This is a genomic window from Phenylobacterium sp., from assembly GCF_016124325.1.
Classification (GTDB): domain Bacteria; phylum Pseudomonadota; class Alphaproteobacteria; order Caulobacterales; family Caulobacteraceae; genus Phenylobacterium.
Genome location: NZ_WGNY01000019.1, coordinates 16,482 through 34,941 on the forward strand (window position 1 = coordinate 16,482; position 18,460 = coordinate 34,941).

Here is an 18,460-nt window from a genome sequence, read left to right on the forward strand (position 1 = left end):
TCGTTTGACGCGGCGGCTCCGGGGCGGTTCAAGGGACCGCTGCGAAAGGAGAATTTTCCCTCATGTCCCTGGTTCCCTTCGACGATCGCGACGGTTGGATCTGGCTCGACGGCCAGTTCACGCCCTGGCGCGAGGCGAAGGTGCACGTGCTGACCCACGGCCTGCACTACGCTTCGGCCGTCTTCGAGGGTGAGCGGATGTACGGGGGCGAGATCTTCGAGCTGACGGCGCATACCGAGCGTCTGTTCAAGTCCGCAGAGATCCTGGACTTCGAAATCCCGTTCACGGTGGCGCAGATCGATCAGGCCTGCAAGGACACCTGCGCCAAGAACGGCCTGACCGACGCCTACATCCGCCCGATCGCCTGGCGCGGGACCGAGATGATCGGCGTCTCGGCCCAGAACACCAAGATCCACGTGGCGATCGCGGTCTGGGACTGGCCGTCGTATTTCTCGCCCGAGGAGAAGGCCAAGGGCATCCGCATGTGCTGGGCCAAGTACAAGCGCCCGAGCCCGGAGACCGAGCCGGTCCACGCCAAGGCCACCGGCCTCTACATGATCTGCACCATCTCCAAGCACGCCGCGGAGAAGGACGGCTTCACCGACGCGATGATGCTCGACTACCGCGGCTACGTGGCCGAGAGCACCGGCTCGAACGTCTTCTTCGTCAAGGACGGGGTGATCCACACGCCCACGCCCGACTGCTTCCTGAACGGCCTCACGCGCCAGACGGTGATCCGGCTGGCCAAGTCCAAGGGCTACGAGGTGGTCGAGCGTCACATCCGCCCCGAGGAGCTTTCCGGCTTCACGGAGTGCTTCGTGGTCGGCACGGCGGCCGAGGTGACGCCGGTCTCGCAGATCGGCGAGTACAGCTTCACCCCGGGCGCCCTCTCGCTGGGCCTGATGGACGACTACGCGCGCCTCGTGCGCCGCGAGCTGGTGGCGGCCTAAAGTCCCTTCGCGGGGTTGATCAGGTATTTCGCGCCCGTGCCCTTGCGGTTGTAGGCGGCCACCACCTTGGGGTCGAGCGCCTCGGCCAGCGAGATCTCGGCGGTGTAGTGGCTGGCGAAGGTGGTCTTAAGCTCGTCGACCACACGCTGGCGCAGGCGCTGCACGCCCTCGGCCCCGAGCTTCATCAGGAACGGGGTGAGCAGCCAGCCGCCGATGCCCCAGGCCATGCCGTAGGCGCGCGCCAGCTCGGTCGGGCCGGTGTCGAGGCCGCCATAGATGTAGACCTGCTTGTGGACGGTCGAACCGTAGCGGCTGTAGGCGCCGGCGGTGCGGTTGGCGGCCGCTTCCATGGCCGTGAGGATCTGGCTCGCCAGCTTGCCGCCGCCGATGGCGTCGAAGGCGATGGTGGCCCCGGTCTCGGCCAGGGCGTCGATGAGCCGGTCCATGAAGTCGGGCGCGGTGGAGTCGAGCACGTATTTCGCGCCGATGTCCTTCAGGAGCTTCGCCTGCTCGGCGCTGCGCACGATGTTCACCAGGTCGACGCCGTCCTTCAGGCAGATGCGGTTCAGCATCTGGCCCAGGTTGGAGGCCGCCGCGGTATGGACGAGCGCCTTATGGCCCTCCTGCCGCATGGTCTCGACCATGCCGAGGGCGGTGAGCGGATTGACGAAGCACGAGGCGCCGTCCGCCGCCGTCGCATCCGGCCCCAGGGGCAGGACGTCGGCGGCCGAGAGGGTGCGGTACTGGGCGTACATGGCGCCGCCCAGCATCGCCACGGTCCTGCCGAGCAGGGCCTGGGCGGCCGGGTCCGGCCCGGCGGCGATCACCTCGCCCGCGCCCTCGTTGCCGACGGGCATGGACTGGTCGAGGCGGGCGGCCATGGCCTTCATGAAGCGCTCGGGCACCTGGGCCGTCAGGACCGGCCGGCCGTCGGCGCTCGACGCCTTGGCGGTGGAGAGGTCGGCGGGCCCCAGCAGCAGGCCCAGGTCGGACGGGTTGAGCGGCGAGGCCTCGACCCGCACCAGGACTTCCGAGCCCGTGGGCGGCGCCACCGCCACCTCGGCCAGGCTCAATTCGAGCGTCCCGTCCGACTTGATGATCGAGCGGAGCTGCAGCCCGCGTTCCGGCAATGCGCCCATTCCGTCGCCTCCCTATGTGCTTACGTTGTCAGGCGAAGCACATGGCGGCTCTGGCGCGCCGCGCCAAGGGGCCCGCGGCAGAATTGCGGGGGTCAGATGAATTGCAGGGGCCAGATGCAAGAAAGGCGGCCCTTGCGAGCCGCCTCTGCCGCTTCTTTTCAACACCGCACGGGATCCTAGAATCCCGGAAGCGCCGCGGGGCCCCACGCCCCGGCGACCGACTGGATGGCCGCCGTTCGCAACCTTCATCCCTCAGCCGCCGCCGCGGGGCAACCCCCGGATCGGGCCCGGCGCGGATTCGCCGCGCCCTGTTGCGGAGCCGACACGCCCTGAAAAGGCCCAATTCCAGGCAAGTCGCGAACACAAGCGGTGGGCATATCTCTCTTCGTCGGCTGGCCCGCATCCGGCCAGGAACCCTGAACAGCCCCCCCAGCCCTCCCGGTCGGGCGCTAGGCCAGCCGACGCCAACACCCCCCGAAATCCGGACCGAGGACGCGCCCGCGACGGCGCATCTCCCCAACCGCGCCGCGACGGCGTAGGTACGGGGCCGCGATTGTCCGGAGACCCCCATGCGCCGCCTCGCCGTCCTCGCCGCCATCCCGGCCCTCGGCCTCAGCGCGTGCGCGACCTCCGCGCCGACACCCGCGCCCCACTACACCGGCACGCCGCAGGAACAATGGGTCCAGGGCCAGCAGGCCTATCTGGCGTGGAGCGCGGCGCGCCCGGGCTGGAAGACCACGCCGTCGGGCCTGCAGTACCATCGCGCGAAGGCCGCCAGAGGACCGCATCCCGCGCCCGGCGCGACGGTGACGATCCACTACGTCGGTCGCTTCATCGACGGGCGGGTGTTCGATTCCTCCCGGGAGCGCGGCGAGCCGGCGACCTTCCCGCTGGATCGCCTGATCAAGGGCTGGCAGGAGGGTGTGCCGATGATGCGGGTGGGCGAGACCTGGGACTTCGTGATCCCGGCCGACCTGGCCTACGGCGACCGCGACCGCGCGCCGATCCCGCCCGGAAGCGCGCTGCTCTTCGAGATCGAACTGATCGCCGTTCCGGACGACGAGGGCTGAGTTGTGAGCGAACCCGATCCGACGCCCGATTCGACGCCCGATTCGACGGACGAAGCCCGGGCGCGCCGGTCGCGGTGGATCGGGCGCGCGGTGATCATCGGCTTCGGCCTGTTGCTCCTGGCCTATCTGGCGCCGCTCTTCGTCAGCCTGCTGGGCTGAGCTGGCGCAAGGCGCCGCGGGCGAGCGTATAGATCATCTGCGGCTCGCGGCGGCCGCGGACCACGATCCGGTCGACTTCCGACAGGATGGAATCGCGCCACATGTGGTCGGCCGTCGCCTGGCCGACCAGCAGCGAGACGTCGAAGATCTTGCAGAGGCTCTGCAGCCGCGAGGCCACATTCACCGGATCGCCCAGGACGGAATAGTCGAAGCGCCGCTCGCTGCCGAGGTTGCCCACGACGCATTCGCCGGTGTTCACGCCCACGCCGATCTTGAGGCGCGGCAGGTCGAACGCGTCGGCGAAGGCGCGGCGGACCTTCAGGTTGATGTCGTCCATCGCCGCGATCATCGCCCGCGCGGCCTCGAGGGCGCGGCGCGGATGCTCCGGGTCTTCGTCGGGCGCGCCCCAGAAGGCCATCACGCAGTCGCCCATGTACTTGTCGATGGCGCCGCCGTGATCCAGCACGATGTCGGTCATCGGGCCCAGGACGGCGTTGGTCAGCTGCGCCAGCCGCTGAGGATCGGACTTCAGGGCTTCGGCGAGGGACGTGAAGCCGCGGATGTCGGCGAAGAGCACGGTCACCTCGCGCGTCTCGCCGCCCAGGCTCAGGCCTTCCGGGTCCGCCATCAGCCGCTCAAGGACGTGCGGCGCGACGTAGTGGGAAAGCGCCTGCTCGATCTGCCGTCCGCGCTGCTGTTCCGCCTGAAGCCGCGCGACGACGCCGCACGAGCGGCCGGCGGGGCATTTGGCCGGGGCCGCCGCGCAACCCGCGCGACCGCGGGCCGGGCGCGGCGGAGCGACGCGACCCTGGCCGGCGGCGAACCATCCGGCCAGACGCGCCACGACACCGAGTTGCCTGGACCTTAGTCGCCTGGGGCCGGCTTGCCTGGGAATGCTGTCGAAATCGATCGCGGACACGGTGCTCTCCCTCACCGCATCCAGACTCTCACGACCGCTACGTGGTTAATATTCCGATCTATCCCCTACGAACATGTCCTGAGTGGCGAGACGTCGCACGTATAGCGTGTCGCCTGGACCGCCCGGGCCGCGCCGCGTTCCCGCGACGCGGCCTCGGGGCCCGTCAGATTGTCGGCGGCGAGCCGTCGTCGGGTTGCGGCAGGGGCGTGACCGCCGGGCGGTCGGAGGGCAGCGTCGGCGGCGTTTCGGGGATCGCCGCGGGGGCCTGCGTGACGGAGGGCGTCGAGACCTGCGGGTTGAGCTCGGAGTAGGGCGTCGGCCCGCTCGGGAGCTCGGCTTCGCTCGACGAGGCGTTGACGCCGGTCTCGTCCGCTCCGGCGGCGCGGGCCGGGGCCTGCCGCTTCGGCGCGGCCTTCGCCGGCGACGGCGCAGGTTGCGGGGTGGTGTCGAGGGCCGCCTGCTCGATCGGCTCGACGGCGGGCTCCATGGGCGGCGCGATCTGCGCCGTCAGGTCGGGCGGCGTCGGCGCGGGCTCGACGCCGCCAGACGCGAGCTCGGGAACGCTCCGGCTCTCCTGAGTGGCGTACCACGCCGCCGCGCCGGCGAAGCCGAGGCCGAGCACGACGGCGGCGACCGCGACGAGCGGCGCCGCGTTCGAGCCGCCGGTCTTCCTTCCGCCGGCCACGCTGCGACGCTTGCGCGTGCGCTCCCAGGCCGGGGTCGAGGCGAAGAGGGGGGAGCCGCCTTCGGGCGACGGCATGGGCGCTTGCCCGTCGGTGTTCATGGACATTTCGCTGCCTCCGCGTGGTGTCGGAGCATCAGAACGGCGTGACGCGAACTGGGTTCCCGAACGTCTCGGGCCAGACGCCCCGCGAACGTGTCTCCTGATCAGCCCCGCTTGACCGGTGTGACCGGCTCTCGCCAAGGTCATGCCGGGAGGCGCCATGACGTTCAGGGCTCGTATCAAGCGCGACTGGCGGTTCCTGCGCGGACTGAACCGCACGCTGGGGCGCGTGAAGTCGATCGCGCGGGAAAGCCCCAACCTGATCTGCGACGACCTCCAGGCCGCGGTCGAACGCTGGCGCGAGCGGCCGGCGATGACCTTCGAAGGGCGCACGGTCACCTATGCCGAGCTGGACGGCATGGCCAACCGCTACGCCCACTGGGCCATCGGGCTCAACCTGCGTCGCGGCCAGACCGTGGCGCTGTTCATGCCGAACCGACTGGAATATTTCGCGGTCTGGTACGGGCTGTCGAAGGTGGGCGTCGTCACCGCGCTCATCAACAACCAGCTCTCGGGGCCGCCGCTGGCCCACTGCCTGAACCTGTCCGGCGCGGCGCATGTGATCGTCGACGCCGAGACCTCGCCCGTGTTCGAGACGGTGCGCCAGCGTCTGGACAGGCCGATGCACGAATGGGTGCTGGGCCCGGCGCACGGCGACCAGCGCGACCTCGTGCAGGCGCTGAAGAGCTGCAGCCAGCTCCCGCCCGACCGCGCCGTGCGCGAGGACATGACCGCCGCGGACACCGCGCTGCTGATCTACACGTCCGGCACGACGGGCATGCCCAAGGCGGCGCGCGTCACCCACATGCGGGCCCAGCTCTACATGCGCGGCTTCGCGGGCGCGACGGGCGCCCGGCTGTCGGACCGCATCTACGTGACGCTGCCGCTCTACCACGCCACCGGCGGCCTCTGCGCGCTGGGCGCGGCGCTGCTCAACGGCGGCTCGGTGGTGCTGCGGCGAAAGTTCTCGGCCAGCCACTTCTGGAGCGACGTCGTCGCCGAGGGCTGTACGATGTTCGTCTACATCGGCGAGCTCTGCCGCTACCTCGTCAACCATGAGCCGGGGCCGGACGAGACCGCCCACAAGATCCGGCTGGCGTTCGGCAACGGCCTGCGGCCCGACATCTGGCCGGTGATGAAGCAGCGCTTCCGGATCCCCGACATCCTGGAATTCTACGGCTCGACCGAGGGCAACGTCAGCCTGTTCAACTTCGACGGCAAGGAGGGCGCGATCGGTCGTGCGCCCAAGTGGCTGCGCAAGCGGTTCAACATCCGGCTCATTCAGTTCGACGTCGACCGCGAGGAGGTGATCCGCGGCCCGAGCGGCCTGTGCGTCGAATGCGGCCCGGGCCAGGTGGGCCAGTGCGTCGGCAAGATCAGCGGCGAAGCCCGGACCGAATACACCGGCTATCTCGACCGTCAGGCCTCGGAGAAGAAGATCCTCCGCGACGTCTTCGAGCGCGGCGACGCCTGGTTCGCCACCGGCGACCTGATGAGGATGGATGCCGAGGGCTATCTCTATTTCGTCGACCGGATCGGTGACACCTTCCGCTGGAAGGGCGAGAACGTGTCGACCACCGAGGTGGCCGAACGCCTGCAGGCCTTTGAGGGCGTCGCGCAGGCCACGGTCTACGGCGTGCCGGTCGAAGGCGCCGACGGCCGCGCCGGCATGGCCGCCCTGGTCACGGAAGGCCCTTTCGACGCCAAGGCCTTCAGCGCCCATGTGGCGCAGGAGCTTCCGTCCTACGCCCAACCGCTCTTCATCCGCGTGCTGCCGGCCATGGATACGACGGGCACGTTCAAGATCCGCAAGATGGACCTGGTCGCCGACGGCTACGACCCGGCCAAGGTGCGGGGGCCGCTGTTCTTCCACGACCCCAAGCGCGGCTATGTGCGGGTGACCAAGCTGGTCTACGAGAAGATCACCACGGGCGCGGTGAAACTTTAGGAGCCGATGCGCATCCGCCATGGCGCGCGGCGGCGACTAGGGGACGCAATCCCTCTTCAAGGCTCCCTCATGTTCAAGCCCATCGCGGTCCTGGTGGCCGTTCTCGCCTTTACCGCGCCGGCGGCCGCGGCCGACTCCAACCGCCTGTTTCCCGATTCCAGGGTCGTCGTGCGCGACCGCTTCTCGGACGAGATCGTCGGCGAGGGGCCGGACCTCGTCTTCATCCCCGGGCTCGCGTCGTCGCGGGCGACCTGGAGGACCGTGGCCGAGAGCCTGCGGGCGCGCTACCGGCTGCACCTCATCCAGGTGGCGGGCTTCGCGGGCGAGCCGTCCCGCGCCAACGCCGAGGGCGAGGTGGTCAAGCCGACCGCCGAGGCGATCGCCGACTATCTGCGAGGCGAGAAGCTGACGCCGGCCGTCGTCATCGGCCACTCGCTGGGCGGGACCATGACGTTGTACCTCGCCGAGACCCATCCCGAGGTGCTGAAGAAGGCGCTGATCGTCGACGCCCTACCGTTCTTCGGCGTGCTGCAGGGCGGGCCGAGCGTCACCGTCGAGCAGATCGAGCCGCGGGCCGCGAAGATGCGCGACGCCATGCTGGCAGCGGCGGAAAAGCCCGCCTCGGCCGAGGCGATCGAACCCCAGATGGCCCAGATGTCGAAGCTGGCCGACGCGCGCCACATGATCGCCGAGTGGGGCGCCGAGAGCGACCGCAAGGTGGTGGCGCGGGCCATGTACGAGGACCTCACCCTCGACCTGCGGCCCGGGCTGGCCGCGGTCGGCACGCCCATCGTCCTGCTGTTCCCCGACTATACGCCGGTGGGCATGCCGGCGGGGATGGCGGACCGCGTCTACCGGGCGGCCTATGCGCCGGCGGCGACGGTGCGCCCGGAGCAGGTCACCGAGTCCGCGCATTTCATCATGATCGACCAGCCGGAGACTTTCGCCGACGCCCTGGACGAGTTTCTCGCGCAACACTAGGCGGCGCCGCTAACATCGGCTCATCGCAGCGCAGGTGAGCCGATGATTCCGTTCCGCATTCTCCGTCGATCCCTCCTGGCCGCGGGGGCGGCGCTGGCCCTGACGGCGCCGGCCCAGGCCCGGGACGTGACGACCGACAAGGCGTTCGTCGACGGGGTGCTGGATCGCAGCTACGCCCATCTCGACGCTCTCTACAAAGATATCCACCAGCACCCCGAGCTCGGCATGCAGGAGACCGCCACCGCGGCCAAGCTGGCCAAGGAGATGCGGGCGCTGGGCTTCGAGGTCACCGAGAAGGTGGGCGGCACGGGGATCGTCGCGATCTATCGCAACGGGCCGGGGCCCATGGTCCTTGTGCGCACCGAGATGGACGCCCTGCCCATGGAGGAGAAGACCGGGCTTCCCTACGAGAGCCACGTGGTCACCACCTGGAACGGCAAGCCCACGCCCGTCGATCACGCCTGCGGCCACGACATCCACATGGCGGCCTGGGTGGGGACGGCGACCGCGCTGGTGGCCATGAAGGCGCAATGGCACGGCACGCTGATGTTCGTCGGCCAGCCCGCCGAGGAGACCACCCAGGGCGCGCGCGCCATGCTGGCCGATGGCCTTTATCAGCGTTTCGGCAAGCCCGACTACGGCTTCGCCCTGCACGTCGGCCCCGCGCCGGCGGGAACGGTGCAGTACAGGGCCGGGGCCTACAGCTCGAACTCCGACAGCCTGGAGATCACCTTCCACGGCCGCGGCGCCCACGGCTCGACGCCGAACGAGTCCGTCGACCCGGTGATCGAGGCCGCGCGTTTCGTCACCGACGTGCAGACGGTGATCAGCCGCGAGAAGGACCCCGGCAAGTTCGGCGTCATCAGCATCGGCGCGATCCAGACCGGCAGCGCCGGCAACATCATCCCCGACACGGCGATCCTGCGCGGCACCATCCGCAGCCACGAGACGGAGGTGCGCGAGAAGCTGCTCGAAGGCATCCGGCGCACCGCCAGCGCGGTGGCGGCCATGTCGGGCGCGCCGGCGCCGGACGTGGACATCGAGGTGGGCGGCCGCGCGGTGATCAACGACGCCGACCTGACCGCGCGCACGGCGCCGGTGTTCCAGGCCGCGTTCGGCGACAAGGCCACGGTGATGCCCACGCCGATCAACCCCAGCGAGGACTATTCGGAGTTCATCATCGCGGGCGCGCCCTCGCTGTTCTTCAGCATCGGCGGCTACGACCCCAAGCTGATCGCCGAGGCCGCCAAGCGTGGCGAACTCCTGCCGGGCAACCACAATCCCGGCTTCGCGCCGACGCCCGAGCCGTCGATCCGGACGGGCGTGGAGGCGATGAGCCTGGCGGTGCTGAACGTGATGGCGCCCTGACGGCGGCCGACGCCGCGCCGTTACCTCGCGCATAATCGACCCGGCGCGCGAGGCGCGGTCTCCTGAGGCTCAAGAAGGAGACACGCCATGCATCGCCGCGACCTCTTGCTCTCGGGCCTCGCCGCCGGAACCGTGGCCGCCGCCGCCTCGGGGGGGCGGCCGGCGCTGGCCGCCTCGCGGCGCCACCAGCCCCTGGTCGCCAACGACGGGACCCGGCTGTTCCACCGCGACTGGGGCGAGGGCCCCGCGGTGGTCTTCGCCGCGAGCTGGGCGCTCTCAAGCGAAATGTGGGCCTATCAGGTGGCGCACCTGTCGGACGCCGGCTTCCGCTGCATCGCCTTCGACCGGCGCGGCCACGGCCGGTCGGACGTTCCCGCCGGCGGCTACGACATCGACACCCTGGCCGACGATATCGGCGCGGTGGTCGACGGCCTGGGACTGAAGCAGTTCGATCTCGTGACCCATTCCATGGGCGGGTCGGAGGCGGCCCGCTATCTCGGCCGGCACGGGACCGGGCGGGTCCGCAGGCTGGCGATGCTGGCGCCCGCCGGCCCGTGCCTCATCCAGACGGCCGACAACGCCTTTGGCGCGCCGCGCGCCTACTTCGACGCCCGCATGGCCGAATGGAAGGCGGACTTCCCGAAGTGGATCCGCGACAACCAGGCCCCGTTCTTCACGCCCCAGACCTCGCAGCCGATGCAGGAGTGGCTGGTGGTCGAGATGCTGACGACCCCTGCGCCGGTGGCCGTGGCCAGCTTCCGCGGCCTGATCGAGGCCGACGTGCGGCCCGACCTGGCGAAGATCGACCGGCCGACCCTGATCCTGCACGGCGACAAGGACGCCTCGGCCGTGCTGGAGATCACCGGCCGGCGGTTCGCGGCGGGAATCCCGGGCGCGGAGCTGAAGGTCTACCCCGGGGCGCCGCACGGCCTGTTCGTGACCCATATGGAGCAGGTGAACCGCGACCTTGAGGCGTTCCTGAAGGCTTGAGCTTGCTCCCAGGCGGCGCGGCGCCCTAACGGGGGGCCGATGGCCCTCCGCGACTTTGCGATCATGCTGGCGGTCTGCCTGATCTGGGCGGCCAACAACATCGTCTCGAAGTATGTGGTGAGCATCCTGGACGTGCCGCCGCTGTTCTATGCGGCGACGCGCTTCGCCCTGGTGGCGGCGGTGACGTTTCCGTTCCTGCGCCCCGCGCCGCGACCGATCTGGCGGCTGGTGCTGGTGGCGCTGCTGATGGGCGGCGGCAATTTCGCCCTGATGTTCGTGGGGTTGAAGCTGTCCACGCCTTCCTCGGCCGCCGTGGTGCTCCAGCTCGGCATGCCGATGACGACGCTGCTGTCGATGCTGATGCTGGGCGAACGGATCCACTGGCGGCGGGGGCTGGGGATCATGCTCACCTTCGCCGGGGCGATGACCGTGATGTGGGACCCGCACGGCGTGCGTATCTCCACCGGCCTGCTGCTGGTGGCCGCGGCCGCCTTCATGGGGTCGCTGGGGGCGGTGATGATGAAACAGATGGAGGGCGTGCGGCCGCTGACCTTCCAGGCCTGGGTGGGCCTCTGCTCGGTGATCCCGCTCACGATCCTCTCCGCCCTGCTCGAACCGGGTCAGGTGGAAGCCGGACTCTCCGCTGGCTGGCCGTTCCTGGCCGCGCTGGTGTTCTCGGCCTTCGTCGTCTCGGTGACGGCGCACACCGCCTACTACTTCCTGATCCAGCGCTACGAGGCCAACCTGATCTCGGCGTTTACGCTGCTGACGCCGCTCTCCACCATCGCCCTCGGCGTGGCGATCCTGCATGACCCCTTCGGCCTGCGCATGGCGATCGGCAGCGCGGTGGCGCTTTCCGGCGTGCTGATCATCGCGCTCAGGGGCAACCAGGTGATGCCGCTGCTGCTCGCCGTCTGGAACCGATCGCGATGAATCTGATCGAGGCGCCTTCGCCCAACTTCGACGTTCGCACCGCGCCGCCCAGCATCCTCGTGCTGCACTACACCGGCATGAAGACCGGCCCCGAAGCCCTGGACCGGCTGCGCGACCCGGAGGCCAAGGTGTCGTCGCACTACATGGTGGAGGAGGACGGCCGGGTCTTCAGCCTGGTGGCCGAGGAGCGCCGCGCCTGGCACGCCGGCGTCTCGTACTGGCGCGGCCGGCGCAACATCAACGGCGACTCCATCGGCATCGAGATCGTCAATCCGGGCCACGAGTTCGGCTACCGCCCGTTCCCCGAGGCGCAGATCGCGGCCGTGATCGAACTGGTGGGCGACATCCGCGGTCGCTGGATGATCGAGGACCGCGACATCGTGGGCCACGCCGACGTGGCGCCGGCGCGCAAGGAGGATCCGGGCGAGCTGTTCCCCTGGAAGCGGCTGGCCGAGGCCGGCCATGGCCTGTGGGTCGAGACCGACGCCGCGCCGGGCGCGCCGATCGGGGAGGGGGAGGAGGGCGCCGCCGTCTTCGCCCTGCAGGCCGGTTTCACCCGCCTGGGCTACGACCTGCCGCCGTCGGGCAAGTTCGACGCCGACACCGCCGCGGTGGTGCGCGCGTTCCAGCGGCACTGGCGGCAGGAGAAGGTGGACGGAATCGCCGACGGCGAAACTCGCGCCCGCCTGATCGCGCTGCTTCGCCTGGGAGGCTGAGAGGCCTCCGGGTCGCGCCGGGATATCAACGTGAAATCAAATCTGTACGGTGGGGCACGGCCCTGCGTACACAAATTACATAGCATACTAATAATACAATTATTGTATAATAATGCGAAGGGCGCTATGACGGCCTCAAGGCAAACGGGGACGCGCCCGCGGACGTGAACCCCGACAACGAGCAGGGGGGAATTTCCATGCATCTGACGGCTCAACGCGCGTTGCTCGGTTCGGCACTGGCGGCCGTGCTGGCGACGCCGGCTTTCGCCCAGACGGCTTCCGGCGCGGACGATGGCGCCGCCGTCCAGGAGGTCATCGTGACCGCCCAGCGGCGGTCGGAAAGCGTCCAGGACGTGCCGATCGCCGTGGCGGCCTTCACCGCCAGCGCCGTGGAGGCGGCGGGCGTCAGCAACATCACCGGCCTGAACGGCCTGGCGCCCAACGTGGTGCTGCAGACCGAGGGCCTCGTGGCCAACGTGCCGATGGTGTCGATCCGCGGGATGAGCAGCAGCGACCCCGACCCCAACGCCGACCCGAAGATCAGCACGATCATCGACGGCGTCTATGTGCCGTTCGTGTCGAGCACGATGCTGGACCTGTTCGACATCGATCAGGTCGAGGTGCTGAAGGGGCCGCAGGGCGTGCTGTTCGGCAAGAACAACCTCGCCGGCACGATCAACATCACCACCGCGCGCCCCACCGACGACTTCGGGGTCGAGGCGCGGGCCACGGTGGGGTCGAACGGCCTTCGCCAGTTCCGCGGCAAGGTGAACACCGGCCGGTTCGCCGACGGCATGCTGGCGGCCAAGCTGGCGATCAACGCGCGCACCTATGACGGCTACAGCACCAACGTCATCACCGGCGCCGACCTGAACACCGACGACGTGCAGTCGTACCGCGGCGCCATCGACTTCCGCCCCTCGGACGCGGTGTCGAGCGTGCTGGTCGTGGACTGGCTGAAGGAGAAGACCAACGGCCCGGCGCCGCACGTGATCGACAACGGAAGCGCCGCCTACAAGCTGCTGCCCGACATCGTGAAGACCGACATCCGCAAGGCGGCCGTCCCGTTCAATCCCTTCGCCGCGACCCGCTCGTACGGAGGGTCCTGGACGACGAGCGTCGACGCCGCCGGCGGCCAGATCACCGCGGTGCTCGGCTATCGCCACGTGAACTACCTGACCCGCGGCGACTTCGACGGGCTGATCACGCCGGTTCCCGGACTGGACGTGACGCGGGACTTCTCGGGCCATTCCAAGAGCGCCGAGGTCCGCTTCGTCTCGCCGTCGGGCCACATGATCGACTATGTGATCGGCGTCTACCTGCAGTCGGACGACTGGAGCCAGGACAACACGGTCCTGTCCACGCCGACGGTGACGAGCCTGGCGTTCCTCAAGCAGTCGACGGACAGCTACGCCGCCTTCGCGCTCGCCAACATCCACCTCTCGGACGCCCTGACCGTCTCGGCCGGCGGCCGCTATTCCAAGGACAAGAAGAACTACGACATCAACACGCGGGTCACGAGCAACGGCGTGTTCGTGGCGGCCTCGTCGTTCCAGGGCGCGTTCAAGAAAGACTGGAGCGAGTTCACCCCGCGGCTGACCGCGCAGTACCGCTTCTCGCCCGAGGCGATGGCCTACGCGACCTTCTCCAAGGGCTACAAGGCCGGCGGCTACAACTCGCGCGGCACCGTGCCGGAGAACGTCGGCCCCTACGATCCCGAGACGGTCACCGCCTACGAGGTCGGCGCCAAGACCGACATGTTCGACCGGACGCTGCGGTTCAACGCGGCCATCTTCCTGAACCGCTTCCACGACCTGCAGAGCGCGGTCACGCGGCAGGGCGCGGTGCGGGCGGAGAACGTCACCGTCAACATCGCGGCGGCCGAGACCTATGGGCTGGAGCTGGAGGCCACCTATCGGCCGACCCGGGCCTTCACCCTGACGGCCAACTTCGCGCGCCTCTATGCGAAGTACACTGACTTCTGCGCCGACACCGACGGGGTGTTCACCAATGGCGCGGCCGAGCCGCGCCAATGCGGAAACGCCGTGCCCGTCCTGCTGAACGGGAACCCGACGGGCACGTTCGCGGTGCCGGTGGACTCCACCAACCTCGACCTCTCCAACGCGCCGAAATACAGCGCCAGCCTGAGCGGCGACTACAAGATCGACGCGCCGTTCGGGACCGTCGGCCTGCATGGGGATGCGCGCTACACCAGCCGCTACAACACCTGGGGCCGCAACAACGACCCGGCCTACTACCGCGCCCGGGTGCTGCTGCTGAACGGCAACGTCTCGCTGACCTCGCCGGACGAGCGCTGGGCCGTGTCGGTCTACGGCCGCAACCTCACCAACCAGAAGGTCATCTCCGGCGCGATCTCGGCCGGGGCCACGCCGATCCAACAGTTCTACCAGGCGCCGCGCGAGTTCGGCGTCGACTTCACCGTCCGCTACTGAGCGCCGGCCCGCCCGCGCCGTTCAGCATTTCCGTAAGCGTCTCCGGCGCGGCCGCCTGGAATGGCCGCGCCGAGGAAGGAGTAGTCATGTCCTGGACCGTCGATCGCCGCGTCTTCGTGGGTGGGATGGGCGCCATGGCGGCGGCCGGACTGCAGGGCTCGGCCCGCGCCGCGGACGGCCGCCGGCTGAACGTGCTGATGATCATCACCGATCAGGAGCAGAGCCCGGCGAGCTGGCCCACGGGCCTGCTGGAGAAGCTGCCCCACCACCGCGAGCTGCTGGAGCGGGGGCTGCTGATCGAGAACTACCACGTGCAGACGACGCCCTGCAGCCCGTCGCGCTCGACGATCTTCTCCGGCCACCACACCCAGCAGACCGGCGTCTACCTCAACACCGACACCCCGCCCAATCCCGTGCCGGCCGACGACATGCCGACGCTGGGCCACATGCTCCAGGCGGCGGGCTACTACACCAGCTACAAGGGCAAGTGGCACCTCTCCCAGATCAACAAGGAGCGGAACTGGAACCAGGTGCCGGGCGGGATTTATCCCACCACCGAAAACGCCATGGAGAAGTACGGCTTCCACGACTACGGCTTCGACGGGGAGTCGGTGGGCCTGACGTGGGACGGCTATCGCTCGGACCTGTTCGTGGCCGCCGACGCCTCGCGCGCCCTGTTCGACTATGCGCGGCGCGACAAGGCCGGCGGCAAGCCCTGGTTCCAGGTGGTCGGCCTGGTGAACCCGCACGACATCATGTTCTACGACGCCACCGGCCACCAGGCGGAGGGCCGGCCCGACCCGAACATCCTGGGCCCGCTGCGCCGTGAACCCGGCGACCCGATCTACGAGGTCGACAACGGGTTCGACCTGCCGGAGAGCTTCTACAAGGACGACCTGAGCACCAAGCCCGAGGCGCACCGCGCCATCGTGCGGCTGAACGACCTGTTCTACGGCCCGATCCCCCACAGCGACGAGGCGTCGTGGCATCGGTTCATCAACTACTACTACAACTGCCTGCGCGACGTGGATCGCCGGCTGGGCCAGATCCTCTGGGCGCTCAAGGCGAGCGGCCAGATGGACAACACCATCATCGTCTACACCACCGACCACGGCGAACGCGCCGCGGCCCACGGCATGCGGCAGAAGGCCGGGACCATGTACCGCGAGGAGGTCAACGTCCCGATGATCATCGTCCATCCGGATTTCCCGGGCGGACGGCGCACCCAGCGCCTGATGAGCGCGATCGACCTGGCCCCCACGCTGATGGGGCTGGCGGGCATGACGCCGGCCCAGGCGGCGGAGCGCTTTCCGGGCCTGCCGGGCGTCGACGTGGGCGGGCTGCTGGCCGACGCCTCGGCGCCCACCGAGCGCGACCGGCGGGGCCACCTGTTCGACTATGCGGTCGCCTACATGTGGGAGCCGCGGAAGGGCGGACGGCCCAACACCACCCAGGGCGCGCTCGACTACGACAAGATCTACGACCTGTCGAAGCGCCGGCTGCATCGCGGCGTGCACGACGGCCGCTGGAAGTTCGCGCGGTATTTCGCGCCCGCCCAGCACCACACGCCCAAGGACTGGGAGACGCTGAACCGCCTCAACGACCTGGAGCTCTACGACACCCAGGCCGATCCGCACGAGATCACCAACCTCGCCTACGACCCGGCGCAGCGGAAGAACGTGCTGCGGCTGAACGCGATGGTGACCGACCTCATCGCGCGCGAGATCGGTCGCGACGACGGCAGCGAATATCCGGGGCCGACCTCGATCTACAACACGCTCGGCTGAGCGCCGCCCTGGACACCCGCCCCCAGGCGGGTCGGCCGCGGGGCGCCGCGCAAACCTGAAAGGGAGTCCTCGTGTCCTCGAACGCCGATCGGCGCGCCGCGAGCGGCCGCAAGCTGAACGTGCTGATGATCATCACCGACCAGGAGCAGAGCCTAGCGAGCTGGCCAAAGGGCCTGCTGGAGAAGCTGCCGGCCCATCGCGAGCTGCTGGAGCGGGGGCTGCTGATCGAGAACTACCACGTGCAGACCACGCCCTGCAGCCCGTCGCGCTCCACCATCTTCTCCGGTCACCACACCCAGCGGACCGGCGTCTACCTGAACTCGGACACGCCGCCCAATCCGGTGGCCGCCACCGACATGCCGACGCTGGGCCACATGCTCCAGGCGGCGGGCTACTACACCAGCTACAAGGGCAAGTGGCACCTCTCGCAGATCAACCGCGAGCGCAACTGGAACCAGGTGCCCGGGGGGATCTACCCGGCCACCGAAGCGGCGATGGAAAAGTACGGGTTCCACGACTACGGCTTCGACGGCGAGGCGGTGGGGCTGACCTGGGACGGCTACCGCTCGGACCTGTTCGTCGCCGCCGACGCCGCCCGCGCCCTCTTCGACTACGCCCGGCTCGACAAGGCCGGCGGCAAGCCCTGGTTCCAGGTGGTGGGCCTGCTGAACCCGCACGACATCATGTTCTACGACGCGACGGGCAAGCAGTCGCAGCAACGGCCGCACCCGAACCTGCTGGCTCCGCTGCGGCGCGAGCCGGGCGACCCGATCTACGAGACCGACAACGGGTTCGACCTGCCCGAGAGCTTCTACAAGGACGACCTGAGCGCCAAGCCTGAGGCGCACACCGGGATCGCGAGGTTCAACGACCTGTTCTACGGCCCGATGCCGCGCAGCGACGAGGCCTCGTGGCGGCGCTTCAACAACTACTACTACAACTGCCTGCGCGACGTGGATCGCCGGGTGGAGCAGGTGCTTTGGGCGCTCAAGGAAAGCGGCCAGATGGACGACACCATCATCGTCTACACCTCCGACCACGGCGAGCGCGCCTCGGCGCACGGCCTGCGCCAGAAGGCCGGGACCATGTACCGCGAGGAAGTGAACGTCCCGATGATCATCGTCCACCCCGACTTCCCGGGCGGACGGAGCACCCAGCGGCTGATGAGCGCGATCGACCTCGCGCCCACGCTGATGAGCCTGACCGGCATGACGCCGGCCGAGATCGAGGCGGACTTCCCGGGCCTGCCCGGCGTGGACGTCAGCGGCCTGCTGGCCGACCCCTCGGCGCCGACCGAGCGCGATCGGCGCGGCCATCTGTTCAACTACGCCGTCGCCTACATGTGGGAGATGCGCTTCGGGGCGCGGCGGCCCGGGGCCGGTGAGGCGTTCGAGTTCGACAAGATGTACGACCTGTCGAAGCGCCGGCTGCATCGCGGCGTCCACGACGGCCGCTGGAAGTTCGCCCGCTATTTCGCGCCGGCCGAGCACCACACGCCCTGGGACTGGGACATGCTGGTCGCCCACAACGACCTGGAACTCTACGACACCGAGGCCGACCCGGGCGAGCTGGCCAACCTCGCCTACGCGGCCGACCAGCGCGAGAACGTGCTGCGGCTGAACGGGATGGTGACGGACCTCATCGCGCGCGAGGTGGGGCGCGACGACGGCAGCGAATATCCGGGGCCGACCTCGATCTACAACACGCTCGGCTGAGCCGCCGTCAGGCGCGCTTGGCCCGGCGCGGCTTCGGCTCGGCCGTGGCGGGGGGCGGCGGCGCTTCCACCAGGGCGGCCTCGCCCCACTCCGGCGTGAGGCCGGCGCGCAGGCTGCGGAAGGCGTCCGATCCGATCCGCCGCTCCAGCAGGGCCTCCAGTTCGGACGTGACCTTGATCGCCGCGCGCCGCAGGTCCTGGGCGTCGTAGCGGTATTCCACGATGCGCGCCCGCGCGTCGTTCGGATCGACCGCCAAGCTGATGAGCCCCCGGCGGGTCAGGTCGGTGATGATGTGGCTGACCGCCTGGCGGCTGACCCCCAGCAGGGAGGCGATGCGGGACGGCCGGTTCTCGCCCGCCGCGAGGCACAGCAGGAACATCGACTGGGTGCGGGTCACCGGCACGTAGCCGGCTTTCGCCAGGCTCGACTGCAGGGACTCGTCGAACCAGAACAGGAGGCCCGAGAGCCGGATCATCAGGGCGGGCTGGTGCTGCATCGCGGCATTCTGCGAGCGTTCCCAATCGAAGGCCAGCGCGGGCGCTTGACCC

Annotated in this window: 16 protein-coding genes; 12 read left to right on the plus strand and 4 right to left on the minus strand. The window is 69.5% G+C overall.

What is annotated here, in order from left to right; genetic code table 11:
- Window positions 1–62: 62 nt before the first annotated feature.
- Window positions 63–950 (plus strand): branched-chain amino acid aminotransferase, encoded by an 888-nt coding sequence (locus GC203_RS10915; RefSeq protein WP_293454184.1) that lies wholly within the window; start codon window positions 63–65, stop codon window positions 948–950.
- Here the strand turns inward: GC203_RS10915 and GC203_RS10920 are convergent.
- Complete coding sequence (locus GC203_RS10920) at window positions 947–2,089, minus strand: zinc-binding dehydrogenase (RefSeq protein ID WP_293454187.1); 1,143 nt, start codon at window positions 2,087–2,089, stop codon at window positions 947–949. The genes GC203_RS10915 and GC203_RS10920 overlap by 4 nt on opposite strands.
- Window positions 2,090–2,658: 569 nt before the next feature.
- On the opposite strand from GC203_RS10920, the gene GC203_RS10925 reads away from it, so the two are divergent.
- Both GC203_RS10925 and GC203_RS10930 read left to right on the plus strand, forming a co-directional pair.
- Window positions 2,659–3,159, plus strand: a complete 501-nt coding sequence (locus tag GC203_RS10925; protein ID WP_293454189.1) for an FKBP-type peptidyl-prolyl cis-trans isomerase — start codon at window positions 2,659–2,661, stop codon at window positions 3,157–3,159.
- A gap of 3 nt (window positions 3,160–3,162) precedes the next feature.
- Window positions 3,163–3,318: a hypothetical protein gene (locus GC203_RS10930; RefSeq protein ID WP_293454191.1), complete on the plus strand. Its 156-nt coding sequence runs from the start codon at window positions 3,163–3,165 to the stop codon at window positions 3,316–3,318.
- On the opposite strand, the gene GC203_RS10935 is transcribed toward GC203_RS10930, so the two are convergent.
- Both GC203_RS10935 and GC203_RS10940 read right to left on the minus strand, forming a co-directional pair.
- The gene (locus tag GC203_RS10935; RefSeq protein WP_293454193.1) at window positions 3,302–4,237 is read right to left on the minus strand and encodes an adenylate/guanylate cyclase domain-containing protein; all 936 of its coding nucleotides are present in this window, start codon (window positions 4,235–4,237) and stop codon (window positions 3,302–3,304) included. The genes GC203_RS10930 and GC203_RS10935 overlap by 17 nt on opposite strands.
- 163 nt (window positions 4,238–4,400) lie before the next feature.
- Entirely contained in the window at window positions 4,401–5,027 is a 627-nt protein-coding gene (locus GC203_RS10940) for a hypothetical protein (RefSeq protein ID WP_293454195.1), read from the minus strand.
- Between the two features lie 154 nt (window positions 5,028–5,181).
- Between GC203_RS10940 and GC203_RS10945 the strand changes: the two genes are divergently transcribed.
- From GC203_RS10945 to GC203_RS10985, 9 genes are all read left to right on the plus strand, one after another.
- Window positions 5,182–6,969, plus strand: coding sequence for a long-chain-acyl-CoA synthetase (locus GC203_RS10945; RefSeq protein WP_293454198.1), 1,788 nt, complete (start codon window positions 5,182–5,184; stop codon window positions 6,967–6,969).
- Between the two features lie 69 nt (window positions 6,970–7,038).
- The gene (locus GC203_RS10950; protein ID WP_293454200.1) at window positions 7,039–7,950 is read left to right on the plus strand and encodes an alpha/beta hydrolase; all 912 of its coding nucleotides are present in this window, start codon (window positions 7,039–7,041) and stop codon (window positions 7,948–7,950) included.
- A 42-nt stretch (window positions 7,951–7,992) separates the two neighbouring features.
- Window positions 7,993–9,318 (plus strand): amidohydrolase, encoded by a 1,326-nt coding sequence (locus GC203_RS10955; RefSeq protein WP_293454202.1) that lies wholly within the window; start codon window positions 7,993–7,995, stop codon window positions 9,316–9,318.
- A gap of 87 nt (window positions 9,319–9,405) precedes the next feature.
- Entirely contained in the window at window positions 9,406–10,308 is a 903-nt protein-coding gene (locus tag GC203_RS10960; protein WP_293454205.1) for an alpha/beta hydrolase, read from the plus strand.
- 39 nt (window positions 10,309–10,347) lie between these two features.
- Window positions 10,348–11,241, plus strand: coding sequence for a DMT family transporter (locus tag GC203_RS10965; protein ID WP_293454208.1), 894 nt, complete (start codon window positions 10,348–10,350; stop codon window positions 11,239–11,241).
- On the plus strand, window positions 11,232–11,957 hold the full coding sequence (locus GC203_RS10970) for an N-acetylmuramoyl-L-alanine amidase (protein ID WP_293454829.1): 726 nt from the start codon (window positions 11,232–11,234) through the stop codon (window positions 11,955–11,957). Before GC203_RS10965 ends, GC203_RS10970 begins: the two co-directional genes overlap by 10 nt.
- A gap of 221 nt (window positions 11,958–12,178) precedes the next feature.
- Window positions 12,179–14,410 (plus strand): TonB-dependent receptor, encoded by a 2,232-nt coding sequence (locus tag GC203_RS10975; RefSeq protein WP_293454210.1) that lies wholly within the window; start codon window positions 12,179–12,181, stop codon window positions 14,408–14,410.
- Window positions 14,411–14,496: 86 nt separating this feature from the next.
- Window positions 14,497–16,197: a sulfatase-like hydrolase/transferase gene (locus GC203_RS10980; protein WP_293454213.1), complete on the plus strand. Its 1,701-nt coding sequence runs from the start codon at window positions 14,497–14,499 to the stop codon at window positions 16,195–16,197.
- Window positions 16,198–16,268: 71 nt separating this feature from the next.
- Window positions 16,269–17,912 (plus strand): sulfatase-like hydrolase/transferase, encoded by a 1,644-nt coding sequence (locus GC203_RS10985; RefSeq protein WP_293454216.1) that lies wholly within the window; start codon window positions 16,269–16,271, stop codon window positions 17,910–17,912.
- A gap of 7 nt (window positions 17,913–17,919) precedes the next feature.
- On the opposite strand, the gene GC203_RS10990 is transcribed toward GC203_RS10985, so the two are convergent.
- On the minus strand, window positions 17,920–18,408 hold the full coding sequence (locus GC203_RS10990) for a helix-turn-helix domain-containing protein (protein ID WP_293454219.1): 489 nt from the start codon (window positions 18,406–18,408) through the stop codon (window positions 17,920–17,922).
- Window positions 18,409–18,460 lie beyond the last annotated feature (52 nt).